General features: G+C 69.1%; 19 protein-coding genes, 1 tRNA gene and 2 pseudogenes. 9 read left to right on the top strand and 13 right to left on the bottom strand.

Annotated elements, in window-relative coordinates; all coding sequences use genetic code 11:
- The first annotated feature begins 68 nt into the window (after positions 1 to 68).
- The 4 genes from OG741_RS21360 (at position 69) to OG741_RS21345 (ending at position 5,446) form a co-directional block, all read left to right on the top strand.
- Positions 69 to 590 (top strand): sugar transferase, encoded by a 522-nt coding sequence (locus OG741_RS21360; RefSeq protein ID WP_405600200.1) that lies wholly within the window; start codon positions 69 to 71, stop codon positions 588 to 590.
- Positions 591 to 719: 129 nt separating this feature from the next.
- Entirely contained in the window at positions 720 to 2,990 is a 2,271-nt protein-coding gene (locus OG741_RS21355) for a (Fe-S)-binding protein (protein WP_266480048.1), read from the top strand.
- Positions 2,991 to 3,303: 313 nt separating this feature from the next.
- A complete protein-coding gene (locus tag OG741_RS21350) occupies positions 3,304 to 4,407 on the top strand; it encodes an FG-GAP repeat domain-containing protein (protein ID WP_405600198.1) in 1,104 nt (367 codons plus the stop codon).
- A 145-nt stretch (positions 4,408 to 4,552) separates the two neighbouring features.
- Positions 4,553 to 5,446, top strand: coding sequence for a Yip1 family protein (locus OG741_RS21345; protein ID WP_405600196.1), 894 nt, complete (start codon positions 4,553 to 4,555; stop codon positions 5,444 to 5,446).
- A gap of 122 nt (positions 5,447 to 5,568) precedes the next feature.
- Here the strand turns inward: OG741_RS21345 and OG741_RS21340 are convergent, their stop codons facing one another.
- The 3 genes from OG741_RS21340 to dcd all read right to left on the bottom strand — a co-directional run bounded on the left by OG741_RS21340 (position 5,569) and on the right by dcd (position 6,955).
- Entirely contained in the window at positions 5,569 to 5,724 is a 156-nt protein-coding gene (locus OG741_RS21340) for a hypothetical protein (RefSeq protein WP_405600194.1), read from the bottom strand.
- Positions 5,725 to 5,878: 154 nt separating this feature from the next.
- Complete coding sequence (locus OG741_RS21335) at positions 5,879 to 6,376, bottom strand: phosphoribosyltransferase (protein ID WP_405600192.1); 498 nt, start codon at positions 6,374 to 6,376, stop codon at positions 5,879 to 5,881.
- 3 nt (positions 6,377 to 6,379) lie between these two features.
- A complete protein-coding gene (dcd, locus tag OG741_RS21330; protein ID WP_324987674.1) occupies positions 6,380 to 6,955 on the bottom strand; it encodes a dCTP deaminase in 576 nt (191 codons plus the stop codon).
- Between the two features lie 524 nt (positions 6,956 to 7,479).
- Here dcd and OG741_RS21325 point away from each other — a divergent pair.
- Positions 7,480 to 7,553, top strand: a tRNA-Gly gene (locus tag OG741_RS21325).
- A gap of 90 nt (positions 7,554 to 7,643) precedes the next feature.
- Here the strand turns inward: OG741_RS21325 and OG741_RS21320 are convergent.
- Positions 7,644 to 7,828 (bottom strand): annotated as a pseudogene (locus tag OG741_RS21320) (transposase); the annotation flags it as partial.
- A 242-nt stretch (positions 7,829 to 8,070) separates the two neighbouring features.
- Between OG741_RS21320 and OG741_RS21315 the strand changes: the two are divergent.
- Positions 8,071 to 11,583: a hypothetical protein gene (locus OG741_RS21315; RefSeq protein ID WP_405600190.1), complete on the top strand. Its 3,513-nt coding sequence runs from the start codon at positions 8,071 to 8,073 to the stop codon at positions 11,581 to 11,583.
- 245 nt (positions 11,584 to 11,828) lie between these two features.
- Here the strand turns inward: OG741_RS21315 and OG741_RS21310 are convergent, their stop codons facing one another.
- Positions 11,829 to 13,049, bottom strand: a complete 1,221-nt coding sequence (locus OG741_RS21310) for a DUF418 domain-containing protein (RefSeq protein ID WP_405600188.1) — start codon at positions 13,047 to 13,049, stop codon at positions 11,829 to 11,831.
- Complete coding sequence (locus tag OG741_RS21305; RefSeq protein WP_405600186.1) at positions 13,046 to 14,068, bottom strand: alpha/beta hydrolase family protein; 1,023 nt, start codon at positions 14,066 to 14,068, stop codon at positions 13,046 to 13,048. The genes OG741_RS21310 and OG741_RS21305 overlap by 4 nt, the downstream gene beginning before the upstream one ends.
- Positions 14,069 to 14,287: 219 nt before the next feature.
- Between OG741_RS21305 and OG741_RS21300 the strand changes: the two genes are divergently transcribed.
- Together OG741_RS21300 and OG741_RS21295 are read left to right on the top strand one after the other, a co-directional pair.
- On the top strand, positions 14,288 to 14,908 hold the full coding sequence (locus tag OG741_RS21300; RefSeq protein ID WP_405600184.1) for a GNAT family N-acetyltransferase: 621 nt from the start codon (positions 14,288 to 14,290) through the stop codon (positions 14,906 to 14,908).
- 41 nt (positions 14,909 to 14,949) lie between these two features.
- Positions 14,950 to 15,840 carry a PaaX family transcriptional regulator C-terminal domain-containing protein gene (locus OG741_RS21295; RefSeq protein ID WP_405600182.1) on the top strand — a complete coding sequence of 297 codons (891 nt, stop codon included), beginning with the start codon at positions 14,950 to 14,952 and terminating at the stop codon, positions 15,838 to 15,840.
- Between the two features lie 334 nt (positions 15,841 to 16,174).
- Here the strand turns inward: OG741_RS21295 and OG741_RS21290 are convergent.
- From OG741_RS21290 to OG741_RS21260, 7 genes and pseudogenes are all read right to left on the bottom strand, one after another.
- A pseudogene (locus OG741_RS21290) lies at positions 16,175 to 16,846 on the bottom strand (tyrosine-type recombinase/integrase); the annotation flags it as partial.
- 162 nt (positions 16,847 to 17,008) lie between these two features.
- Positions 17,009 to 17,425, bottom strand: a complete 417-nt coding sequence (locus tag OG741_RS21285) for a hypothetical protein (protein ID WP_405600179.1) — start codon at positions 17,423 to 17,425, stop codon at positions 17,009 to 17,011.
- Between the two features lie 322 nt (positions 17,426 to 17,747).
- Complete coding sequence (locus tag OG741_RS21280) at positions 17,748 to 19,508, bottom strand: protein kinase domain-containing protein (protein WP_405600177.1); 1,761 nt, start codon at positions 19,506 to 19,508, stop codon at positions 17,748 to 17,750.
- A gap of 430 nt (positions 19,509 to 19,938) precedes the next feature.
- Positions 19,939 to 20,406: a YybH family protein gene (locus tag OG741_RS21275; RefSeq protein ID WP_405600175.1), complete on the bottom strand. Its 468-nt coding sequence runs from the start codon at positions 20,404 to 20,406 to the stop codon at positions 19,939 to 19,941.
- Between the two features lie 351 nt (positions 20,407 to 20,757).
- A complete protein-coding gene (locus OG741_RS21270) occupies positions 20,758 to 21,318 on the bottom strand; it encodes an alpha/beta fold hydrolase (RefSeq protein WP_405600173.1) in 561 nt (186 codons plus the stop codon).
- Between the two features lie 58 nt (positions 21,319 to 21,376).
- A complete protein-coding gene (locus OG741_RS21265) occupies positions 21,377 to 21,565 on the bottom strand; it encodes a hypothetical protein (protein WP_405600170.1) in 189 nt (62 codons plus the stop codon).
- 50 nt (positions 21,566 to 21,615) lie between these two features.
- Positions 21,616 to 22,275, bottom strand: coding sequence for a hypothetical protein (locus OG741_RS21260; RefSeq protein WP_405600169.1), 660 nt, complete (start codon positions 22,273 to 22,275; stop codon positions 21,616 to 21,618).
- A 493-nt stretch (positions 22,276 to 22,768) separates the two neighbouring features.
- Between OG741_RS21260 and OG741_RS21255 the strand changes: the two genes are divergently transcribed.
- Positions 22,769 to 23,332 (top strand): hypothetical protein, encoded by a 564-nt coding sequence (locus tag OG741_RS21255; protein WP_405600167.1) that lies wholly within the window; start codon positions 22,769 to 22,771, stop codon positions 23,330 to 23,332.
- The last annotated feature ends 9 nt before the right edge of the window (positions 23,333 to 23,341 follow it).

Raw genomic sequence — 23,341 nt, 5'->3', positions numbered from 1 at the left:
ACGGATGCCCCCATCTGGGAGAGTCAGAGCCGCAAAAGCGGTCAAGAGAAGCCAAAGGGCGTGCGTCCATGCCTGCGAAGCGAGCCATCGACCTGACGGGCAGCCTGATCCTGCTGCTGCTCCTGTCCCCCGTGCTGCTCGCCCTGACCGCCGCCGTCGCCTCGACCACCCGGGGCCCGCTCCTGACCCGCCGCGACAGGACGGGCCTGGGCGGGTCCACGTTTGCGATGCTGTCGTTCCGTACGACACCGGCCTCGCCCGCCGGACGGCTGCTGCGCCGCCACTTCCTGGACAATCTGCCGCAGCTGGTCAATGTGGTGCGCGGGGAGATGTCGCTCGTGGGTCCCCGGCCACTGCCGCCCGGCGAAGACGCCTCCGTCGCGGGCCGGGCACGTCTCTGCGTACGCCCCGGAATCACGGGTCTGTGGCAGATCAGCGGCCGCTCCGAGCTCCCCTGGGAGGAAATGGGCGTGCTCGATCTACATTATGTGGAGCAGCACTGGCTGGGACTGGACCTGTTGATCCTGGTCCGGACCCTGCCGACCGCGATCGCCGGACGCCGCGCGGCCCGTCCGGTCAGGCTTGCCTGAGCGACACAGATCACCGGCTGCGTGGCTACAGTGCGGCGGAATAAGTGGGTACGCTCAGCACGGACTGATTAAGTTACCGCTTAGTAGACTGTCGAGATCCCCACCCTCGCAGGCCCGAGGAGCCCCCAAATGCAACTCGCCGCGATCATCGTGTCGCTGGTCCTGACCGTGGTCGGCGTTGCGCTCATCGCCCGAGCCGTCGCGCAGATCTACCGCTTCGTGAAGCTCGGTCAGCCGGTCCCGGCAGGCAGCCGCACCGACGACCCGAAGCAGCGCACGATCACCCTGGTCAAGGAGTTCCTCGGCCACACCCGGATGAACCGGTGGGGGATCGTGGGCTTCGCCCACTGGTTCGTCGCGATCGGTTTCCTGACGCTCCCGCCGACCCTGGCACAGGCGTACGGCCAACTCTTCGAGGCGGACTGGACGCTGCCGGTCATCGGCGGCTTCCTGCCGTTCGAGATGTACATCGAGTTCATCGGCATCATGACCGTGGTCGGCATCGTCGTGCTGATGGCGATCCGGCTGCTCAACCTGCCCTCGCGGGCGGGCCGCAAGTCGCGCTTCGCGGGCTCCAAGGCCTGGCAGGCGTACTTCGTCGAGTACGTCATCCTCACGATCGGCCTCGCGATCCTCGCCCTGCGCGGGCTCGAGGGCGCGATCCACCACGTCGACAGCTACGAGCCGGCGTACTTCGTCTCGTACCCCCTGGTCCTGGCCTTCAACGGGCTGAGCGTCCCCACGCTCCAGACGCTGATCTACTTCACCGCGATGATCAAGATCGGCACCTCGCTGATCTGGATGATCACGGTCTCGCTCAACACCAACATGGGTGTCGCCTGGCACCGCTTCCTCGGCTTCCCGAACATCTGGTTCAAGCGGAACGCCGACGGCTCCACCGCTCTCGGCGCCCTCCAGCCGATGACGAGCGGCGGCAAGGAGATCGACTTCGAGGACCCGGGCGAGGACGACGTCTTCGGCGTCTCCCAGGTCGAGCAGTTCTCCTGGAAGGGCATCCTCGACTTCTCCACGTGTACGGAGTGCGGACGCTGCCAGTCGCAGTGCCCGGCCTGGAACACCGGAAAGCCGCTGTCCCCCAAGCTCCTGATCATGTCGCTGCGCGACCACGCGCACGCCAAGGCCCCGTATCTGCTGGCCGGCGGCGGCAAGACGATGGAGGGCGAGGAGAAGGCCTCGGCAGAGGCTCTCAAGGACGTCCCCGCGGCCGCTCTCGCGGAGGCGGAGCGCCCCCTGATCGGGACGCTGGAGGAGAACGGCGTCATCGACCCGGACGTCCTGTGGTCCTGCACCACCTGCGGTGCGTGCGTGGAGCAGTGCCCGGTCGACATCGAGCACATCGACCACATCGTCGACATGCGCCGCTACCAGGTGATGATCGAGTCCGCGTTCCCGTCCGAGGCGGGCACGATGCTCAAGAACCTGGAGAAGAAGGGCAACCCCTGGGGGCTCGCCAAGAAGCAGCGCGTCGAGTGGACCAAGGAGGTCGACTTCGAGGTCCCGATCGTCGGCAAGGACGTCGAGGACCTGAGCGAGGTCGACTACCTGTACTGGGTCGGCTGCGCGGGCGCCCTGGAGGACCGGGCCAAGAAGACCACCAAGGCCTTCGCGGAGCTGCTGCACATCGCGGGCGTGAAGTTCGCGATCATGGGCGGCGACGAGAAGTGCACGGGTGACTCCGCCCGGCGCCTGGGCAACGAGCCGCTGTTCCAGCAGCTCGGCCAGGAGAACGTGGCCATGCTGAACATGGCCTACGGCGAGGACGACGAGGACGAGACGACCAAGAAGCCCAAGTCGTCGAAGAAGATCGTCGCGACCTGCCCGCACTGCTTCAACACGATCGCGAACGAATACCCGCAGCTGGGCGGCGAGTTCGAGGTCATCCACCACACGCAGCTGCTCCAGCACCTCATCGACGAGGGCAAGCTCATTCCGGTGACTCCGGTCGAGGGTCTGATCACGTACCACGACCCCTGCTACCTGGGCCGCCACAACAAGGTCTACACGCCGCCGCGCGAGATCATGTCCGCCGTCCCGGGCCTGCGCCAGCAGGAGATGCACCGTCACAAGGAGCGCGGCTTCTGCTGTGGCGCCGGTGGCGCGCGCATGTGGATGGAGGAGCGGATCGGCAAGCGCATCAACACCGAGCGCGTGGACGAGGCGCTGTCGCTGAACCCGGACATCGTCTCGACCGCCTGCCCGTTCTGCCTCGTCATGCTGACGGACTCCGTCAACGGCAAGAAGAACGACGGCAAGGCGAAGGAGAGCCTGCAGGTCGTGGATGTCGCGCAGCTGCTGCTCGACTCGGTGAAGACGCCTCCGGCCGAGCCCGCGGGCGAGACGGAGTCGCAGGACGCACCGGAGCCCGAGCCGGTGAAGTAGTTCCGGAAGACTGGAAGACTGCACTGCACAGAAGCGGCCGGATCTGCCTCGGGGGCAGAACCGGCCGCTTCTGTCTGTCAGTTGCCGCATGCGTACGCGCACGCCGGTTGCCGCGGCACCGCGCGGCCCAGGCCGGTGAGTTGATGCCTGATCTGCCGTGTCTGTAGCCGTTTGCGGCTGCGGCATCCACGAAGCTACGGATGCTCACCGGATAACCATTGGCCAGCGATCTCGCCGGAGCCATTGCCCTGAGGCGAACGCCGAACGAGCATCGTGAGGCGGCTGAGTACGAACGAGACGGACGAGGTGGGTTGTGCGGACAGGACTGGGGCCCGCGGCGGCAGCGATCGCGGCCTGCGCCTGCGCGGTGCTGCTGGCGGGCTGCACGAGCACGCCCGAGCCCCAGCGGCCCGCCCCCGCCAAGAACGGCGACACCGCCCCGCTCGCCGCCCGGGCCGCCGCCCTGCCCGTCCCCCGGGGCAAGGGCAGCCGCGTCCCCGGCGACTTCAACGGCGACGGCCACCGCGACCTCGTACTGAACGACCTGGTGAAGGCACCGGGCGACAGCCACGGCGACGACGCGGGCATCGGCGTCGTCTACGGCACCGCGGGCCCCCGCACCCTCGACCCCTCCGTACACCGCCTGCTCACCCCGCGGGCCAACGCCGCGCCCGTCGGCGGCACCCTGCCCGCCGCCTTCGACGCCGAGGCCGCCTGCGACCTCGACAAGGACGGCTTCTCCGACCTGATCGTGGCCACCGACCCGCCGTACGACGGCATCGGCCGCCCACCCGTACCGCTCCAGGTCCTCTTCGGCTCCCCGGCCGGGCTCGCGGGCAAGGCGGTCGTCCTGCGGATCCCCGAGCAGGCCCGTTACGGAAACGAGTGGCCCGACCACCCCGTCTGCGGCGACTTCGACGGCGACGGCTCCACCGACCTCGCGGTCACCGCGTCCGCGGGCCGGGTCAGCTTCCTGCGCGGGCCCTTCGCCCGCACCGGCGCCCCGCGGGCGGCCACGGCCCCGGTCCAGGGGGGCGGCCCCGCCCTGTCCGCGCCCTCCCCCCGGCCCGACGTCAACGACGACGGCTACGACGACCTGGTGGTCTCCGCCCGCGCCCCGGAGCCGGGCGCGGCGGCCAAGGGCAAACTGCTGCTCGGCGGCCCGCAGGGCCCGGGCCGGGCGGGAGGCCGCTACGGCTTCACCGCCGTGTCCGTCCCGCCGTCCCCCGCCCTCCCGGCGGGCGAGACGAGCCCGGTGACCGATGTCCTGCAGTACGCGGACTTCGACGGCGACAGGCGCCCCGACCTTCTCACTCGTACGCACCGGGGCGAGCGGGCGGATGTCGTGGCGCTGTATCCGGCCTCGGCGCGGACGGCCGCGCTGCTTACCTTCAGCACGTCGGTCTTCCTGCACTGAACCGGCTGCACCGAACCGGTTGCACTGAACCGCCTCCGCAGCCGCCCCCGGGATCCCCTAGGGGATGTCACAGGTCGGCAGCAAAGGCCTGTGGGTTCCCCCAGCGCGGGCACCTCACTCTCCGGGACCAGGTACGTTCGATTACGTGGCTGGATTCAGGATCGGACGCGGCCGGGACAACCGCACGTCGCAGCAGCAGCAACCGCAGCAGGCACCGCCGCCCTACCGGGGCGGTGGCGGCCATGCGGGGCCGCCGCATGCGCAGCAGCAACAACCGCCGCAGTGGCCCCAGGCGGGCGGCGGCTACCAACAACAGGGCCAGCCCCAGGGCCCGTACGGCGAACCGGAGTACTTCGGCGACCCGTACCAGCAGCAGCACCCGCACGGCGACCCGTATGCCAACTCCCCTGGCCACACGCAGGCGTTCAGCATCGACGAGGACCCGTACGGCAACGGCGCGACCTACCGCGCGGGCGCTTCAACAGCTGCGCCGGCGGGCCCGCGGCTGCACTGGAAGCAGCTGCTGAGCGGCATCGTGCTGCGCCCGGGCCCGACGTTCTGGCAGATGCGCGACTACCCCGTGTGGGGCCCGGCGCTGATCGTCACGTTCCTCTACGGCCTGCTCGCGCTCTTCGGCTTCGACAAGGCCCGCGAGGAGACGATCAACGCGACGATCTCCACGGCCATTCCGTACGTCCTGACGACGGCGGTGGCGTTCGTCATCGGCGGCCTGATCCTGGGCGCGGTGACCCACACCCTGGCCCGCCAGCTCGGCGGCGACGGCGCCTGGCAGCCGACGGTCGGCCTCTCCATGCTGATCATGTCCATCACGGACGCGCCACGCCTGGTCTTCGCGCTCTTCCTGGGCGGCGAGAACTCCCTGGTCCAGATACTCGGCTGGGCGACCTGGCTGGCGGCGGGCGCGCTGTTCACGTCGATGGTGAGCAAGTCGCACGATCTGCCGTGGCCGAAGGCGCTGGGAGCGTCGGCGATCCAGCTGATCGCGCTGCTGTCGATCATCAAGCTGGGCACGATCTGAGACTGCGCAGGGCCCCCGCCAATGACGAGGCGGGGGCCCTGCGCATGTCCGGCACCTTCCCGGCCGAGCCGGACGCACCGCCCTAGGCCACCGGACCCGGCCTGCGCGCCGTCGACGACTGGCTAGGCGAAGGCGAACGCGAGGATTAGCAGCACAACGACAAGGGCGAGCGTCTCCCACCGGGTCGCGCGCCTGAGCGTCCGCAGCGATGTGGGTTTACCGGACCGCGAGGTCGGTGAGTGGCTGTAGTTGGCGTCATCGGATGTGTCGTCGCTCATTCCGCCATGCTAGCCACGACGCTTCCGTGCTCCGGTCCACGCCGTGAGATGCCCACATTCTGAGATCGCGTGTCCGCCAACCGGGGCGCCCCGGTTCCCGGCAACAGACGTGGCCCGACGGATGCCGGGGCCCACGTCCGTTGCTCCTGCCCGATCAGGCGTCCAGAATCTGACCCGCGCGCCGCACGACGGGCGGTTCGACCGACCACGGGAAGTTGATCCAGTCATCCGTGCGCTTCCACACGTATTCGCACTTCACGAGGCTGTGCGACTTCTCGTAGATGACGGCACTGCGCACCTCGGCGACATGGTCGACGCAGAAGTCGTGCACGAGCTTGAGCGTCTTGCCGGTGTCGGCGACGTCGTCGGCGATGAGGACTTTCTTCCGGGAGAAGTCGATCGCGTTCGGCATCGGCGCGAGCATGACCGGCATCTCCAGCGTCGTCCCCACGCCGGTGTAGAACTCCACGTTCACCAGGTGGATGTTCTTGCAGTCCAGGGCGTACGCGAGACCGCCCGCGACGAAGACGCCGCCGCGCGCGATGGAGAGCACGATGTCCGGCTCGTAGCCGTCGTCGGCGATGGTCTGCGCGAGCTGACGGATCGCGCCGCCGAACTTCTCGTACGTCAGGTTCTCCCGGACATCAGCCATGGCTCACACCTGAGTCCGGTGGAAGTTCTGGAAGGACCGCGAGGCGGTCGGTCCCCGCTGCCCCTGGTAGCGCGAGCCGTAGCGCTCGCTCCCGTACGGGAACTCGGCCGGCGAGCTCAGCCGGAACATGCACAGCTGGCCGATCTTCATCCCCGGCCAGAGCTTGATGGGCAGCGTCGCGAGATTCGACAGCTCGAGCGTGACGTGCCCGGAGAACCCCGGGTCGATGAAGCCGGCGGTGGAGTGCGTGACCAGCCCGAGCCGCCCCAGGCTGGACTTCCCCTCGAGCCGCGAGGCGAGATCGTCCGGCAGCGAGATGACCTCGTACGTCGAGGCGAGGACGAACTCCCCGGGGTGCAGGATGAACGGCTCGTCACCCTCGGGTTCGACCAGCCTCGTCAGGTCGGCCTGCTCGACGGCGGGGTCGATGTGCGGATAGCGGTGGTTCTCGAACACCCGGAAGTAGCGGTCCAGCCGCACATCGATGCTCGAGGGCTGCACCATGGTTGCGTCGTACGGGTCGATGCGGACCCGTCCGGCGTCGATCTCGGCCCGGATATCCTTGTCTGAGAGAAGCACGCCCCGAGGATACGCAGAGCGCACGGGCCCACCCCAATCGGACGGCCCCGCGCGCTCCTCTCCGTGCCTCTCCCTGACGTTCCGCTACGCCCCGCGACGTCTCCCGCTACCGCTTGGCGGGCTCCACAGGCACGACACTGCGCAGCCGCGCACAACGCGGACACCGGATGAGCCGCCCGGGCCCGATCCGATCGGCGCCGAGCTGCTGCATCGGAAACGAAGCCGTACTGAAGACATGCCCCTCGGCACAGCGGACGACGGTGCGCTCCATCAAGTCCATCGGGTCCCTTCCCCAACCAAATGCGGACGAACGGCCACATTAGAGGATGAAGGGGACGGGGCCGCACGCGGCACTCCGCCGTTCAACGTTACGCCTCAACTCCCGCGCCCCGCAGCCACATCCGACCTTCGAGAGAGCCCGGGGCCAGGGCCCCGGACAGCGCAAAGGCCCCGCGGCGAAATACACCGGGGGCCAGCGATGGGGTACAGTGTGCGACGATGCGGTGCCGGTCACGGCCCGCCGCGCGGGTGTAGTTTAATGGTAGAACATGAGCTTCCCAAGCTCAGAGCGCGGGTTCGATTCCCGTCACCCGCTCCATACAAAAGCCCCAGGCCAGCGGCCCGGGGCTTCATTGTTGTCCAGACCGAATCTGGGGACCTCGCACCACTCGTGCACCACTACGTGGCCGCCGCCACCGAAGCCGAATTCCTGCGGCAGCCACTCCCACTGGATGCCATATCCAGCACGAACAAGATCCCCTGCAGGCACCTGCGGCCATCCAGCGGTAGACGACCCGGAGGGCGACGCCGGGGTGCACGCGCCGACAGCAGGGGCTCAATCCGCCACCACAAGTCGTCCGACACCAGCCACAGCGGGCCGTCCCCCTTCCCCCTCCGCCAGCCCAACGAGCCTCACCGGAAGGAGACATGGACCGATGAGCGCTTAATACTGGCTCCTCTTAATTCCATGGGGGACCCGGCGCCGGTCGGTGGCCCCGCCAGTCGAATTCAGGCTCTCTTTGTCGGATTCCTGTGCGATCATGGCCGCATCTTTGTCATGTGCCGCACCGGACCAGCGAGCGCGGCCATGTCCTTACCGTCCCGGGGGGAACGGAATGTCACGCCATCCGCGTGCGACGACCGCCAGACCTGCGCCGCGCACCGCACTTCTGCTCACACTGCCCGTCCTGTTGTCCGTCCTGCTGTCCACGCTGCTCCCGGCGGGAGCAGCGTGGGCGCGGGATATCACGCCCACCGCCGCGGACGCCGCCGGCGACAACTGTGCCGCGCTGCCGCTCACTCCCTTCGGGGACCCGGGCAGCGCGGCCGGCAAGGCGACGATCCCCGGCGGCAGCAGCGCCTGCTTCGGCTTCACCGCCGCGAAGGCGGGGCTGCACCGCATCGTGCTCGGCAAGGTCCACGCCGAGACCCACTCCCAGGTCTTCGACGGCGCCACCCAACTGAACTGCAACCAAACCGATCGGAGCGACGAGGGCTGGTGCGACCTGCCCCGCGCCGGCGCCTACACCCTGAAGGTGGTCAACCAGGGGTGGCAGAACCTGATCAACACTCCTGTCGCCGTCGTGCCGCTGAACACCGCAGACCAGTGCGCCCCGGAGGCCGGAACGGCGTGGGACGCCCCCGTCGTGAAGGGCTCCGCCCCCGGCCCGGTGGCGATCATGTGCCAGCCCTTCACCGGTAAGGCCGGTGAGCGCATCACGGTCGACCTCCGCACCGACAAGCACTCCGGCGACAGCCAGTACTGGATCACCGACGCGTCCGGTGCCCGGATCTGCCCGCGCTCGAACGACGACAACAGCGAAGGCTGCGTCCTGCCCGGCGACGGCCCCTACCGGGTCCTCGCCCGCATCGGCGACGTGGAGGGCGGCTTCCCCGCCGCGTACACCCTGAAGATCCGCCGCCTCTCCGACCCGGCCGGCTGCGCGCCCGTCCCGCTCAACGTGTACGGCTCGGCGCCCACCACCGTGGATCAGGCCTCCGGCTGCAAGGTCTTCACCGCGCCCGCCGCCGGGCGCTACGACGTGTACGCGGTCCATGACGGGAATCGCTCCCGGCTGAAGACGTACGACCACACGGGCAGGACCGTCTGCACATCGGACGGCACCTGCACCCTGCCCGCCGCCGGCGACTACACCGTACTCACGGACGACGCCACCCTGATCCTCGACCGGTCCGCCGCCACCGGCTGCCAGGCCGTCGAACTCGGCAACCACCAGGGCACCCTGACCCACAGCGGCGAGGTGGACTGTCTTACCCTGCCGCTGCCCAAGGGCTCCGGCATGGCCGCGCTGAAGAGCGTCAGCGGCCAGATCCCGCGGATCGACGTCACCGTCGCCGACGCCACCGGCGCCCAGTTGTGCGACGGGACCACCCTCAACTGGGGCACCTGTGGGCTGAACGGCACCGCTCCGTTCCGTGTCCTGGTCTCCGCCGCCGACCAGAAGACGCCGACCGGCTCCTACCGCCTCGCCCTGTACCGCACGAGCGCGCCGAACGACTGCCAGGTACTCCCGGCGGGCGACTTCACCTCCGACAGCGCCCACGCACGCTTGAGCACGGGTGACGGGGTGTTCTCGCACTGCCTGACCATTCCCGCCGGTGACCACAGCACGGTGGAGAGCCTCCAGCTCCAGCCCGCCCCCGGTACGACGGCCACGGCGTACCTCTCGGTCGTGGACAAGAACAGCAGGCAGGTCTGCCGGGGCCCCGCCTTGCCGGCCATCCGGCTCACCTGCAACCTCGTGCCGGGCGCCGCGCACACCGTCCTCGTCAACGGAAGCGACACAACCGGCACCTACTCCCTGACCCGCCGGGACGTCACCTCCACCGCGAAGGGCTGCACCGCCAATCCCGCGACCTCGGTCGGCGGACCGTCCACGGGCGGCACCTTCGCCGCGGGGGACACGCTGCTCTGCCGCCAGGTCACCACCGCCGACGCCGAGGACACCCTGCACCTCGACGTCCGCGATGCGTTGGGCACCGCGAGCCTCCTGGCTTTCGGTGAGGACGGGAAGGTCGCCTGCAGCAGCTACACCAACAAGGCCTGCGCGGTCACCGGCTCCACCCACTACCAGGTCCTCGTCACCGTGCCGAGGAGCCAGAAGGCCGACGACCCCTACCGCTTCGACGCCCTGCGCATCGCGACCGCCGCCGGGCCGGCCCGGGAGTGTACGGCCGTCCCCAACATCAGCTACGGGTACGGTCCGATCACCGGCACCCTGGACGAGCAGCACACTGCCGTCTGCGCGACACTGCCGACTGCGTACAACGACCGCTTCAACGTGGCGATCAGTGACACCACGGGGGCCACCGACACCGCCGTGCCCGCGCTGTACGGCAAGAGCCTCGACAACGGCTGCACACTGATGCAGCCCACCGGCTACGAATGCTCCGTCAACGAGCCGGAGACCAGGGCCGTCACCCCCAGCATCATGGTTCTGAGCCTGCCCAAGAAGGCGTCGCACACCTCCTACCGGGCGGAACTCACCTGCTCCTCCGCCATCTGCGGAACGCAGCGAGTCAGCGTCTACACGGTGACCCCGACCACCGCCGAAAGCGGCACGAAGGCGACCGTGAGCGTGATCGGTACCGCCCTGCACAAGGACGACAAGGTGGTGCTCAGCCGACCCGGCAGCAGGGTGGAGTCGACCACCGTGTCGGTTTCGGCCGACCGCAGGACCCTGACGGCCGTCCTGGACCTGACCGGGACCGCCCCGGGTGACTGGAACCTCAGCGTCATCACCCACAACGCAGGGGAGTACGCCCAGGGCACCTTCACCGTCACCCCGCCCTCGCTGGCCAACACCGCGGCTCCCGCCATCCAGGGCACGGCCCAGGTCGGCGCCACCCTCACCGCGAATCCAGGCAGTTGGACGCCCACCCCGGCGTCGTACGGCTACCAGTGGAAGGCGGACGGCGAGGCCGTCTCCGGGGCGACGGCGTCCACGTACACCGTGCCCGCCTCGCTGCTCGGCAAGAAGCTCACCGTCAGCGTCACCGCCCATCTTCTCGGTGGGGAAACCGCCGTCACCTCGGCGGCCGTAATGGTCGCCCAGGGCGCCGCCCCTATGGCGACCACGGCCCCGAAGATCAGCGGCACGGCGACGGTCGGCACCAAGCTAGGCCTCACGCAGGGCACCTGGACTCCGGCCGCCACGTCGTACGGCTACCAGTGGAGGGCTGACGGCAAGGTGATCTCCGGGGCGACGGCGTCCACGTACACCGTGCCCGCCTCGCTGCTCGGCAAGAAGCTGACCGTCACCGTCACCGCCCACCGCCCGGGCCACGCCGACGGCACCGCCACGACCCCCGCGGTCACGGTCGCCAAGGGCAGCGCTCCGAAGGCCACCAAGGCGCCCACGATCTCGGGCACCGCCAGGGCCGGCTACACGCTCAAGGCCGCCCAGGGCACCTGGACGCCCAGCCCGTCCTCGCACGCCTACCAGTGGTACGCGGACGGCAAGGCGATCAAGGGCGCCACCGGTTCCTCGCTGAAGCTGGCCCCCGCCCAGCGCGGAAGGAAGATCACGGTGAAGGTGACCGCCCGCCGCACCGGGCACAGCGACGGGACCGCCATCAGCAAGGCGACGGCGAACGTCGCTCGCTGAGCACGCCTCACGGGGTGGGCCCCGCCGGTCATCCGGCGGGGCCCACCCCTTTCGCGTGCCGCGTCTTGGCCCGCATCACAGGCCCTCCCGCGCCGCACTACCGTCCAGACCGCAGATTCTTCCGCTCGGCGCGTACCCGAGCATCGATGATCGTAGGAGCTGAAGTTGTCCGGCAGCCCGCCTGACGCCCGGACACGAACGCGTCCTCCTCACTGGCCTGCCGCTGCTGATTCCGTACGAGAGGCTCAGCCACGCTCTCGGCTACGCCAGCTTGGCCGGGCGGCGTTGGTCACCGCTCGCAGCAGCCACTCGACCGGACCGTAAGGGTGACGGCACAGCCACCACCGGCTGGCCACGACCTGGCATGCGAACAGGCCCAGCGCGATGCCCGTCACCAGCGGCGGTGGCACGCGGCCCACCAGCGCGGCACCGAATCCGGTGAAGAGCAGGGCGCAGACCAGTGACTGGGCGAGGTAGTTGGTCAAGCTCATCCGGCCCGCCGGAGCCAGGACGGCGGCGAGGCGGCGGCCTCGACCGGTGGATATCAGCCGCAGCACGGTGGCCGCATACGCGGCGGCCAGCAGGGGCGCGGTCACCACATCCGCGCCCAGCGCGAAAAGCTGGTAGGCGCTGCCCGGATGCTCCAGGCTCGCGTGCGCGTAAGCCACGCCGCTGGCCAGCCCGATGGGGAAGCCGACCCACTGCAGCCGCCGCAGCAACCGCTCGTGGCGAGTGACGTCGGCCAGGACCTCGTGCTTGCCTGCGGCGAGGCCGAGCAGGAAGGCGGCCAGAGCAGCAGGGGCTTGGAAGAAGATGAGCATGAACGCGACATCCGGCAGCTGCTTGAAGTGCGCCCCGATCACCGAACCCGGGCTGCCGCGCAGCGCGCCGGTGGTCTGCTGGGCGTGGGCTGCCACGGAGGCCGAGTCGATGCCACCATCGCCCGCCGCGTGCTGAGCGAGGCCGAGCAGCAAGTAGCCGGCGGCTGTAACCGTGAACAGCACGACCGCGATGCGCACCACCTTGCGGGGCCGGCCGCGGCGAGCGATGAGCAGGATCAGGCCCAACAGGGCGTAGGTGGTGAGGATGTCACCGGGGAAGAGAACGATGGCATGGAAGGCGCCGAGCGCGAACAACGCTGCGAGGCGGCGCAGGAAGCGGTGGGCAAAGCGGACGCCCCCGCGTTCGGCGGACTTCATTTGCAGGGTGAAGCTGTAGCCGAACAAGAAGGAGAACAGCAGGTAGAACTTGGCCTCGAACAGCATCGCCACCAGAAAGCGCACAGCGCGGTCGGCAGGTGAGTCGAAGCCGGGGTCTTCCAGGCCGGTGCCATGGTAGGCGGAGGCGAGGTAGGTGATGTTGACCATCAGGATGCCGAAGAGCGCGAAGCCCCGCAGCGCGTCGATGTCCGCGATCCGTCGCACTGCCGCACTTGCGGCCGTCGGCTGCGTCATCGTGCCGGTCACGCCGTCTCTCCGTTGCTTTCGTCGTCGACGTGCTGGAGGAAGCGGCGCTGGTCGGCGAGGTACCCGCTCGCGAACAGGGCCCTGGGCGCGAAGAGCGCAGTCAGCGTGACCCTGACCTCCGATTGTTCAACACCGTGCTTCACCAGGGAGTGAGTGGCGTCGGGATAGTGCTCGACCTGTAAGCCGGGGGCCTGGAGCAGCCTGCGGTAGGCGGTTTCGGTGTCGGCGACGTCGACGTTGATGTCGTGGCCGGCCAGGATCAGCAGGACGGGCGTCCCGCGAATGGCCCGCAGGTCTGCTGTGGCGTCGGCGGTGTAGTTCTTCGAGATGAACCGCCATCGCTCGGCCGTCATGCCCTGGGCGCCGCCGGCTTCAGCCCGGTACTCCTCGAACGACGCGCCGCGGCGTAGCAGTTGCAGCGTGGCCTCCCGCCGCCGCAGCGCCGCCTCGACCTGCTCGGCGGAGGCTCCGTCCTCGCGCATCTGGGCGAGGAGGTTGTAGCGGCCTTGCTGCTGCCAGTTCACGGCCGGGGATATGGCGATGACGAACCGCAGGCCGGGAGTGCGGGCTGCAACCTTGGGCAGTACCCATCCCGCCTGGCTCGCTCCCCACAGTCCGATGCGGCGACTGTCGATGTCCGGCCGCTGACGCGCCCAGGAGATGGCATCCATCGTCTCGTCGACCCGGTCCTCCATGCTCTGGTCCAGCCAGTTGCCCGACGAGCCCCCCACTCCGGGCTTGCTCCAGGACAGTGAGGCATACCCGGCTCTGGCGAACGACTCCCACAGCGGCCGGTAGAAGGTGTCATGGGTGGCGTCGACCGGCCCGTCCCCGTGAACGAAGACGACCAGCCCGTACGGCCCCCGGCCGTCCTTCGGCGTGGCCAGCACGCCGTCGAGCGCGCCTCCACCCTGCTGGAGGGTGACTCGCTCCTCCCGGATGTCGTAGGAGTTCCGCCAGATCACCACTCCGCCCAGCCCCGCTGTCACCAGCAGCACGCCGACCAGGGACCAGATCACTGCTTTCGCCCGGCGACGCCTGCCCCCGGGCACACCCCCGCGTTGTCGCGATCGCACACCCACCCCTATCTATTGATTTAGAAACGCTCGTTTAGCATACGAACGTACTACAGTAGATAGAGACATCGCTACGGCACGCAGGACGAGAAGCGAGGCGGGCCGGGAATGGCCAATGGGGAGAACACACGGGACGCAAGGAACACCGCTGAAGGCGGACCGATGACCGTCCGGCGCGGCGTGCCGGACGGAGCCGAGGAACGCGTCGCCGAGCTGTACTGGGAGGCGTTCGGCCGGAAACTGGGCGCAGCGCTCAACCCACCCGCCACAGGCAGGCACTTCATCGCGACACATCTGCACCGGGACCGGGCCGTGGTGGCACTCGCCGGCGACCAGGTAGTGGGAGTGGCCGGCTTCCAGCTCGACGGGCACGGACTCACCGGCGGAGGCGTGACCGATGTCTTCAATACGTACGGCCTGTTCAGAGGAATCCCGCGACTCGCAGTTCTGGCCCTGCTCGAACGCACCCCGGCACCAGGACAGCTCGTCATGGACGGCATCGCAGTCGACGCGGACTTCCGCGGCAACGGCATCGGCAGCCTGCTCCTGCGGGAGACGTTCCGGGTCGCCGTCGACCACCTCTGCGACGAGGTCCGGCTTGACGTCATCGACGTCAATCCCCGCGCACGCGCCCTCTACGAACGGCACGGATTCACCGCGGTCCGCACCGAACAGACGCCCTACCTGCGACGCCTGATGGGGTTCGGCGCCGTCACCACCATGCACCGCTCCATCGCCCCACCCGTGGGAGAGGTCGCCCCACCTGCCGGAGAGCGGCCGTGACCACCGGGGAGACGCACATCCCACACGCCTATGCTCGGCCCATGCCCGAAGCCGCCCCCGATATCCCCACCCGCCTGCTCGTGCATGCCATGGTCCGCGAGGATGGCACCGTCGACGCCGGCGAGCTCTACACCATCGCGGGCACCCTGGGAATGAGCGACCAGCAGGTACGTCTGTGCATCAAACGGCTCGTCGCCGAAGGCCGCTTCACCCACGAAGGCCGCGGCCGCAAAGCCCTGCTGCGTGCCACCGCCGACGTCACCGGATCCCTTGCGCCAAACGTCGACTACGTCCGCTACGCGTACCAACAGGACCACGGTCACGCCCCCTGGGACGGCATCTGGCACCTCTTCGCGTTCGCCATCCCGGAATCAGCCAGAGCCGCCCGCGACATCCTGCGCGACACTCTCCTCAAGCTCGGCGCAGCCGCCGTCCAGGGCGGCCTGTACGTCAGCGCCAACCCCATCGAGAAACACGTCGAGGCCCAGGCGCGGCACCTCGGCATCCTGGATGCCGTCACCTTCCTCACCAGCAGCGACCTGCGCACAGGCGATCACCGCGCCCCCACTGACCTGGCATCCGAACTCTGGCCCCTGGCAGAGATCGCCGACCGCTATGACCGGCTCGCCGTACTCGCCCAGGCCCGACTCGACCAACTCGAGGACACCGCAAGCCCGACCGACACCGAACGGCTGACCATCGCCATCGAACTCGCGGCCGAGTTCACCCGCGCCATGGAACCCGACCCCCTCCTGCCACCCCAGCTCCTCCCCCAGCCCTGGACCGGCACACACGCCCGCCACCTCGCGGCCCGGTGCTGGACCCAGCTCCTCGAGTACCAATCAGTCGCGGCGGCGGACAACCATCCACGACCGCGCCTCTTCAGCCTCTACGCCGACGTCATCCACCACGCCGCACATCAAGCACGCTGAGCCTCGGCGGTCGGCAACCACTTCATCGCCGCCGACCACTGCGGTCACAGCCGCGCGGAGGTGACGGAGCTGACCAGAAAAAATAGCTCCTGGCGCATGAAGCCAGGCCATCGGGCGCTCGTGCCCCATGCGTGCCCTTCAGAGCGGTCAACAGCGGTCATGAGCGGCGCATGGGGACGTTTCCCACGAAGGTGCTGGAATGCCGTTTCCACAGGTCAGGCAGGGTGTACATGGCACAGGCTTCGGTGATTCCCAAGCTCAGAGCGCGGGTTCGATTCCCGTCACCCGCTCCATACGAAAGCCCCAGGCCAGCGGCCCGGGGCTTCTTTATTGTCTAGACCGGCTTAGCGTCTCCTGCCAGATCCGTGCCAGATGCTTGATCGTCCGACTTCTTGCGCTGCCCCCGGACCAGCTGGTCAAGCCCAGCAGCAACCTCCTTCTGGCGCTCCAGATCCGAGTGCTGGAAGATCAGCACGGCACGTTCCGTGGGCTGACCGGCCCGCAAATCGTGTCCTTCAGCGTTGCCCCGGATCGGGTCGTGAGGGTGTGCCCGGTGTGACGAAGATCGTAGAAGCGGAAGCCGTCGGGAAGGCCGACCGTGGCACGGGTCTTGCGCCACTTCCGCCCGAAGGTGGAACGCCGGAACGGCTTCCCCTTCTCCCCCACGAACAGCAGTCCGTCCGGACCCTTTTCGGCGTACCAGTCGAGATGCCGTCGCAGCTCGATGCTCAGAAAGGCCGGCAGGACCACAAGCCGCTTGCCTGCCTCCGACTTGGTCGGTCCCTCAGCCCGCTTGCCGGAAGTCAGCTCCGGGGCGGCCTGCCGGACCCGAACGGTCAGGCTGTCGAGGTCCACATCCTTCCGGCGGAGCTCAGCCTGTTCCTCCGGCCGGAGCGGTCCGTACGTGCCGAGGTAGACCATCAGCCGCCAGCCAGGCGGCGAGCGCGTCGACCTGGTCGACGGAGGCGACCGGCCGTTCAGCCGCGGACTCCCTTCCCGCGCCCCGAGTGTCTCGTCTGATTCGGGGCTGCGCGGTGGCGCACGAAGGAGGAGCGACGGGCAACGTCCAAATCGCGGACGTCGAGTCCTCGTTCGGCCGGGCGTGGGCCGATGGGCCGACAGAACAGGCAGCGTCGGCGGGAACGGCGAAGGCCCCGGTCGGACCCCGTCAGTGCCCGACGGCCGCCTTCGCCGCCACGATGAGCGACACGAAGGCCAGGTTGACCAGGCCCTCGATGACCGCCTGGGTGCGGGACGCACCGGCGTTCAGAGCTCCGAACAGGGCCCAGGAGAACTGCTGCGCCCCCACGACCGACAGTGCGAGCCACCCCGCGCCGCTCGGCCCCAGCCCCAGGAGTGGGCTCACCACCAAGGCGGCCGCCGGCAGCACGGCCGCCTCAACGATGGGCAACTCGCGCTGTCCGGCCCGTCGGACCTCGGCCCGGCCAACGGGCCGGCCAACCAGTCGCTCGCCGGCGAGGCTCGCATAGACATGGGCCGCCCAGAAGACCGTGGCCGTCACGAGAAGCATCACGACGACCTGGACGCGCGGGAAGTCACCGACCGCGCTGGCTGTGGCAATCACCGAAGCCGCAAGGAGCGACCCGTAGACGGCTCCCGCGTGGTCCGTCCGCGATGCCGACCGAGTGTGATCGGATCTGCGAGGCCATCGGAAAAGGCGGTGCACCCGCCCAACCTATAGATCGCGGCCCGCCCTCGGCCGCACCACACGCGGACATATGCGCTCCACGCCAGCTCAGCCGCTGCGGCGACCTCTCATAGCAGCCGGTATGCCGTCGCCGACCACATAGACCAGGTTGTCACCACGCGGGACGGCATCAGCAGCTGGTGCGGGCCGCCAAAGACCGCCTCTGAAGCCGCCCCCGAACAGCACTGGTTGGGAACGCCTAGCAGCGGGGCAGGGTGCCGCTCTCCTTGGTGAGTTTGGTGCTGTGGGCCCAGCCTTCGGTCTTCGTCCCATCGATACGGGCGTAGATCCACTTGTTGCCGTAGGCGTTGGTGATGTAGCAGTGGTAGTAGAGCTTCACACCGGTCTTGACCACGGTCACGTACTGGCATTCCGCGTACGGCCCGGTGTAGAGGTGGGACGTCTCGGCCAGGTAGCCGTAGCCGTCGCTGCGGTTCTCGTGGCCCCAGCCGGTGCAGGCCGTCGACACCGGAGTGGGCTCCTTCACCGTCGGGCTGGGCTTGGTCTCTGGGGAGACCAACGGGCTCTCGGCCGGCTTGTCGCCTTCGATGCCGGGCTTCTTCGTGGGGCCCAGCTCCTCGTCCTCGTGACCGTCCGGCTCCTCCGATGTCGACGGCTTCGAGGACGTGCCGGGAGAACCGGCGGACGGCGGGGTGCTGCCCCCGGTCGACCAGGGGCTGTCCATGGGGGAACCGACGCCGGGCGGCGTCGCCTGTGCGCCGTCCGTGGTCGTGCCGCCCTGTTGGGACGTCAGGGCGTAAGTGATGCCGGCGCCTGCGGCGAGGAGCACGACGGCGGCCGCCGCCGCGACGACGGTGCGGTTGCTGCGGCGCCCTGCGCGACGGGCTGCCGTCCGGCTCGTCTCGGGAGCGGGGACTCCGGCGTGGCCCGCGACCGGCACGCCGTGCTGCGGCAGCCTCGGCGGCAGGTCGGGCTGCGCGTAGCCGGCGTGCAGAGGCTCAGACTGCGGGGCGGGCTGGGGGAACAGCGCGGGACCGAACCCCGGGGCCGGTGCGGCGGCGGCCGCAGCCCCGGGGTCCACCGTGGGAGCGGGAGCGGGTGTCGGCTTCGGCGTCGGAGCGGCGGATGCGAGGTGCACCGTCCCGCCCGAGGCGACGCGCTCCAGCATGCCGCGCGCCTGTTCCGCGGTGGGCCGGTTCTCCGGCTCCTTCGCCATCAGCGCCTGGAGCACCGGCGTGAGCGGTCCCGCCCGTCGGGGCTCCGGCAGGGGCTCGGTGACGATCGCCGACAGGGTGGACCACGCGGACGTGCGGCGGAACGGCGACGTGCCCTCCACGGCCGCGTAGAGCGTCATGCCGAGCGACCAGATGTCCGACGCGGGACCGGGCTCCCTGCCCTGCGCGCGCTCCGGCGGCAAATAGTCGAGGGAACCGACGAGTTGACCGCTCTGGGTCAGCTTGGCCATGGCGTCGTCGCCGGAGGCTTCCATGCTGGCGATGCCGAAATCGGTGAGCACGACCCTGCCGCCGTGCTCGATCAGCACGTTTCCCGGCTTGACGTCCCGGTGGAGTACGCCGGCCCGGTGCGCGGCGTCGAGCGCGTCCATCAGCTTGGCGCCGATCGCGGCGACTTCGCGCGGCTCCAGTGTGCCGCGCTCCGTCAGCACGTCGTCGAGCGAGGGCCCGTCGACGAGTTCCATGACGATGACCGGGAGGCCCTGCTCCTCGGTCACGTCGTGCACGGTGACCACGCCGCTGTGCCGGATACGGGCGGCGGCCTGCGCCTCCCGCTGCATCCGGGTCCGCACGTCGGCCAGTTCGGCTGCGGAGGTGTCGGTGAAAGCCCGCAGGACCTTGACGGCGACCTCTCGGTTCAGGAGTTCGTCCACCGCCCGGGCGACCACTCCCATGCCGCCGCGCCCGATCATGGAGGTCACCCGGTAACGCCCGCCGAGTACCTTGCCCGTCAGCTCTCCGCCATGCGTTTCCCCCGCGGTCACCGCACGCTCCGTTCCATGGTTGTTCGTGAACCATCAATCCGAAGTCCTCAAGGGTAGAGGCAGGGGCGTGAGGGGAAGGCGGCGGCCGTGCGCAAGTAGGTGGCTGCACATCAGGTTTGTCGCCCATTGCGGGGCGGTCCCTGGCCGTGCGTCTCGCCCGGCGTCAGATGTCAGAGCCGGGTGCTGACTTCCGCCGTCCAAGGGAAAAGCGAAGATGAAGGGCCCGGGGGAAGCCCCACTGGCTCAGCAATGACGCAGGGATGCGCCTGGCACGGCGAGCGGGCTCCCCTGGGCAACGGTGGTGATCCGGGCGTCACGGAGCTGCAGACCCTCGGCCTGACCCAGCCCACCAGCTCGTCGATGAGCTGGTCGCCCACCACCTTTGGCGGCTGCGGCGCTGGCGCTCCTGGGTCCGAGCCGGCGCACAGGGTCAGGGAGCCTCGGGCGCCGCCAGCATGTCGTCGAGGTCCCCTGCGGACAGAATCTTGGTCGAGTTGTGTTCGCGAACGATCCGCCAGCCGTCCGGCGTTCGGCGCCAGACCAGCGAGGTCGTGGTCCGAATGTCCGTGGTGACATCGGGCATGGTGATCCGCGCTACAAATGTCAGGGTGGACGCGGCCAGATCGTGGCCGGCGATGACGTGCGGGCCGTCGTCGACGGCATGATGCGCGGAAACCATCTTGTGAAAGGTGGGCTCCCAGATCGAGCCGTACGCGGCGGCTGTCGTCGCCACACGCTGCTCGGGGTCGAAGTTGTCGTAGAGGCGGACGTCCGGAGAGCTGAAGTCGTAGAACTCGTCGAAGGTGCGCCGGAAGTCGAACGGTGCGCCCCCCTCGTTGCGCTCCCAGCCGAACACCCACCGGCCGTGCAGGTCCGCGATTGCTTGTTCATCGTTCATGATTCGACGCTAAGGCCGCGAGCGAGGTCCAGGGAGGGTCCGTCGCACCCACCCATCCGTGGCACAGCCGCGGCATCGGTCGTGGTGGAGCTGGGCCCGGGAACGGGATAGTTCACGTCCGGCATCCAGACGCGGCTCGCCGGGGATGGTCGGCACATCGCCGTCGACGTCAACGAGCGGTTCACCGTGGAACATCCTGGACGCGGTGACCGGCTTGCTGACCCCCGTGGGCGACTTCACCACCTTCGCGTACATCCATGCGCGCTGGACCGCCCCGCCCCGCCGCTTCCACAAGTCTCTGCGGCGAGAGGTCCGTTGCAGGGACAGCGTTCGGGAGTGCGTTTGAAGGGTTCAGGGTTTGTCGGGGCTGATCGCCTTGGCCACTTCGCTCAGATCGTTGTTCAGCTGGTGATCGCGCCCGGGCAGCCGGTGCACCTGCGCCTGCGGAATCACGCGGGCATAGAGGTCGGCATGCGACGGTAGGGCGGTCTCGTCCTCGAGTCCGTGGAACACGTGCACCCGCGCGCCGTGCGGCAGCCTCGCGCCGAGGTCGCCGGGCAGCTCGAATTCGTCGCCTGGCCAGCCGCCCTGGCCGACGAACGGGGCGGCGATCAGCACGATCGCCGCAAGCCTTCGTTCCGGCGGCTGCTCGGCGAGTGCATGGATGAGGATCGTCCCGCCCACCGAATGGCCGGCCACGACCGCGCCGTCCTCCAGGTCCGCCATCTCGCGCCGGATCGCCGCGCTCCACCGGGCGTAACTCGGGTCACCCTCGTCGGGCATACGCGGGTAGCGGACTTCGTGCTCGTCCCCGAGCTCTCGCCTCAGGCTGTCGACCAGTTTGTCGTCCCATTCGTCGTGCGCGCCCGCGCCGCCGCCCTGGATGAACAAGATCTGCTGAGTCCCTGTCATGGCGATCGCCCTTCGCACCCTCGTAAGGACCCGGTTTGGTACCCGCTGCTGGCCGGTGTCAACCCTGGCGGGCGGGAGTACGGCTGGTCGAGCGCATCTGGAGGTCGGAGAAGAGCAAGGTGAGGTGGTGCGCGTTGGTTTCGATGCGTACCTCATGGAAGTCGATGCCGACGGCTTGCGCCCAGCGCCGGGTCGCTTCCGACTCGGGAAGAAGCTTCGCACCTGGGTAGAAGCAGTGCCACTTCACACCCCAGACGTACCCGCAGCCAGGCGCAGACCAGCAGGGATCCGCACTGACTACGGCGTGAAGACCTGCTCCAGGCGGTGGATGGCGCCGTCCTCGCCGGTCTCATACCTGAACACCAGGCCGGAGTCGGGGTGCGCATTGATCCAGTCGATCAGCTCTTGCACGCCGATCCGCTGGTTCTCACTGCTGTCGGTGATGGGGTTGGTGGCGGTGACATACGCGGCCTGGTCGAGAGCCCAGCGACTGCGCTCGCCTGTGACGACGAAGGGCGCGCCGTCAGTGTCCTTCCCCGGGCATCCCCAGGCGCCGTGCTCAATGACCAGGTTCACCTTCCCGGTGCTGCCGTCGAGTTCCTCAACCCGGTAGACGGCGATCTCGTCGGGGTCGACCTGGTCCGGGCTCGGCGGCGCGCCGGCACAGTCAGCGGCGGGCGCGCTGGTCGCGGCTGATCCGGTGTGCTTGGCGTCGGGCTTGCCAGCGGGCGTGCCGCTACCGCCCGCAGCGGGCGACGAGGGGGCCGTGGCGCCCGCGCTGGGCGTCGCGTCGGGCTCGCCGGCAGTCGTGCTTGGCGACGGAGTGACCGTGGCTCCCGCGCTCGGCGTCGCGTCCGCCCCGGCGGCAGACCCGTCCTCCCTGCATCCGGTGAGCACCGCGGTCAGCGCGACGGCCGCGAGCGCGAGGACAACGGGTCTGAGGCGGTTGGCATTCATCTGGACGTCCCCCTGTTCACAGGCGGCCCAATCGGCCGCACCCCGAAGCGGGACCGTAGCAACGGCCTCGTCGTGCCGCAGCAGTGGAACTCCTGGTGTCACAGAGCCGGGACACGGCCGTCACGGGGCAAGGACGGTGTGACGTGATGACTCCAGACGCGACGAAATTCCGACGCGAACTCCCGGTGTGCGGAGCTTCCCGGTTGTGACACACCGCACGCCTCTTGCCTCTGACGTTGGTGTGAGGTTTTAGCGTGGATACATGCCCGGCCAAGTGCTAAGGATCTCAGGGGTGTTCAACGTGACGAACCTCCTCGACAGCTGTCTGCTCGGTACGACGAGGCTGCCCAACCGGGTGTAGATGGCCCCGATGACGACGGACAGTCCAATCCGGGCACCGGGCGGCACCGATGACCAGATCGCCGCGTGGCGCCAAGTGGCCGATGCCGTACACACCAACGGCGGCGCCACGGGACCAACGGGTCCGACTGGAGTGACCGGAGCGACGGGACCAACGGGTCCGACCGGCGCGACCGGGACGACCGGGACGACCGGAGCGACCGGCGCGACGGGTGCGACCGGCGCGACGGGTGCGACGGGTGCGACCGGGCCCACGCTCGATGTCGGCGCGAGTATCTTCGCCACCGCGAACCAGGCCATCCCGAGCAGCACCGCGACTCAGATCAGTTTCGATGACTCCGCCTACGACACGGACGCGATGTTCGATGACGCGTCCGACAGTCTGGTGGTCAACACCCCGGGGCGATACCTCCTCAAGGCAAGGCTTCTCTGGTCCATCACTCCGGCTCCGGGGAGCCGTCAAATGGGCATCTACGTCAACGGCGTTCTCCAGGCCTACGACGAGCAGGACACCGCAGACACCGGGGGCGCTCCTGGAATTTCGCAGGAGGTGTCCACGATTCTTGAGCTGAATGCCGGTGACGTGATCTCCCTCACGGTCTTCCAGAACAGCGGAAGCCCCGCCACCTCTCTCTCCGCGTCCAATGGAGGGGCCGTCGTAGCTCCGCAGCTCCAGGCGGAGTGGCAAGCGCCGTAGGCAGGGCCC

This window comes from Streptomyces sp. NBC_01410 (assembly GCF_045040195.1).
Classification (GTDB): Bacteria; Actinomycetota; Actinomycetes; order Streptomycetales; family Streptomycetaceae; genus Streptomyces.
The sequence above is the reverse complement of the archived record's forward strand: the minus strand, read 5'-3'. Positions and strand labels throughout refer to the sequence as shown.

What these genes read in the sequence shown, in the direction of transcription:
- OG741_RS21340 (WP_405600194.1), bottom strand. Translation starts at nt 5,724, where the DNA reads ATGAGCGACGACACATCCGATGACGCCAACTACAGCCACTCACCGACC.
- OG741_RS21300 (WP_405600184.1), top strand. Translation starts at nt 14,288, where the DNA reads ATGACCGTCCGGCGCGGCGTGCCGGACGGAGCCGAGGAACGCGTCGCC.
- OG741_RS21275 (WP_405600175.1), bottom strand. Translation starts at nt 20,406, where the DNA reads ATGAACGATGAACAAGCAATCGCGGACCTGCACGGCCGGTGGGTGTTC.
- OG741_RS21295 (WP_405600182.1), top strand. Translation starts at nt 14,950, where the DNA reads ATGCCCGAAGCCGCCCCCGATATCCCCACCCGCCTGCTCGTGCATGCC.
- OG741_RS21270 (WP_405600173.1), bottom strand. Translation starts at nt 21,318, where the DNA reads ATGACAGGGACTCAGCAGATCTTGTTCATCCAGGGCGGCGGCGCGGGC.
- OG741_RS21355 (WP_266480048.1), top strand. Translation starts at nt 720, where the DNA reads ATGCAACTCGCCGCGATCATCGTGTCGCTGGTCCTGACCGTGGTCGGC.
- OG741_RS21260 (WP_405600169.1), bottom strand. Translation starts at nt 22,275, where the DNA reads ATGAATGCCAACCGCCTCAGACCCGTTGTCCTCGCGCTCGCGGCCGTC.
- OG741_RS21335 (WP_405600192.1), bottom strand. Translation starts at nt 6,376, where the DNA reads ATGGCTGATGTCCGGGAGAACCTGACGTACGAGAAGTTCGGCGGCGCG.
- OG741_RS21315 (WP_405600190.1), top strand. Translation starts at nt 8,071, where the DNA reads ATGTCACGCCATCCGCGTGCGACGACCGCCAGACCTGCGCCGCGCACC.
- OG741_RS21360 (WP_405600200.1), top strand. Translation starts at nt 69, where the DNA reads ATGCCTGCGAAGCGAGCCATCGACCTGACGGGCAGCCTGATCCTGCTG.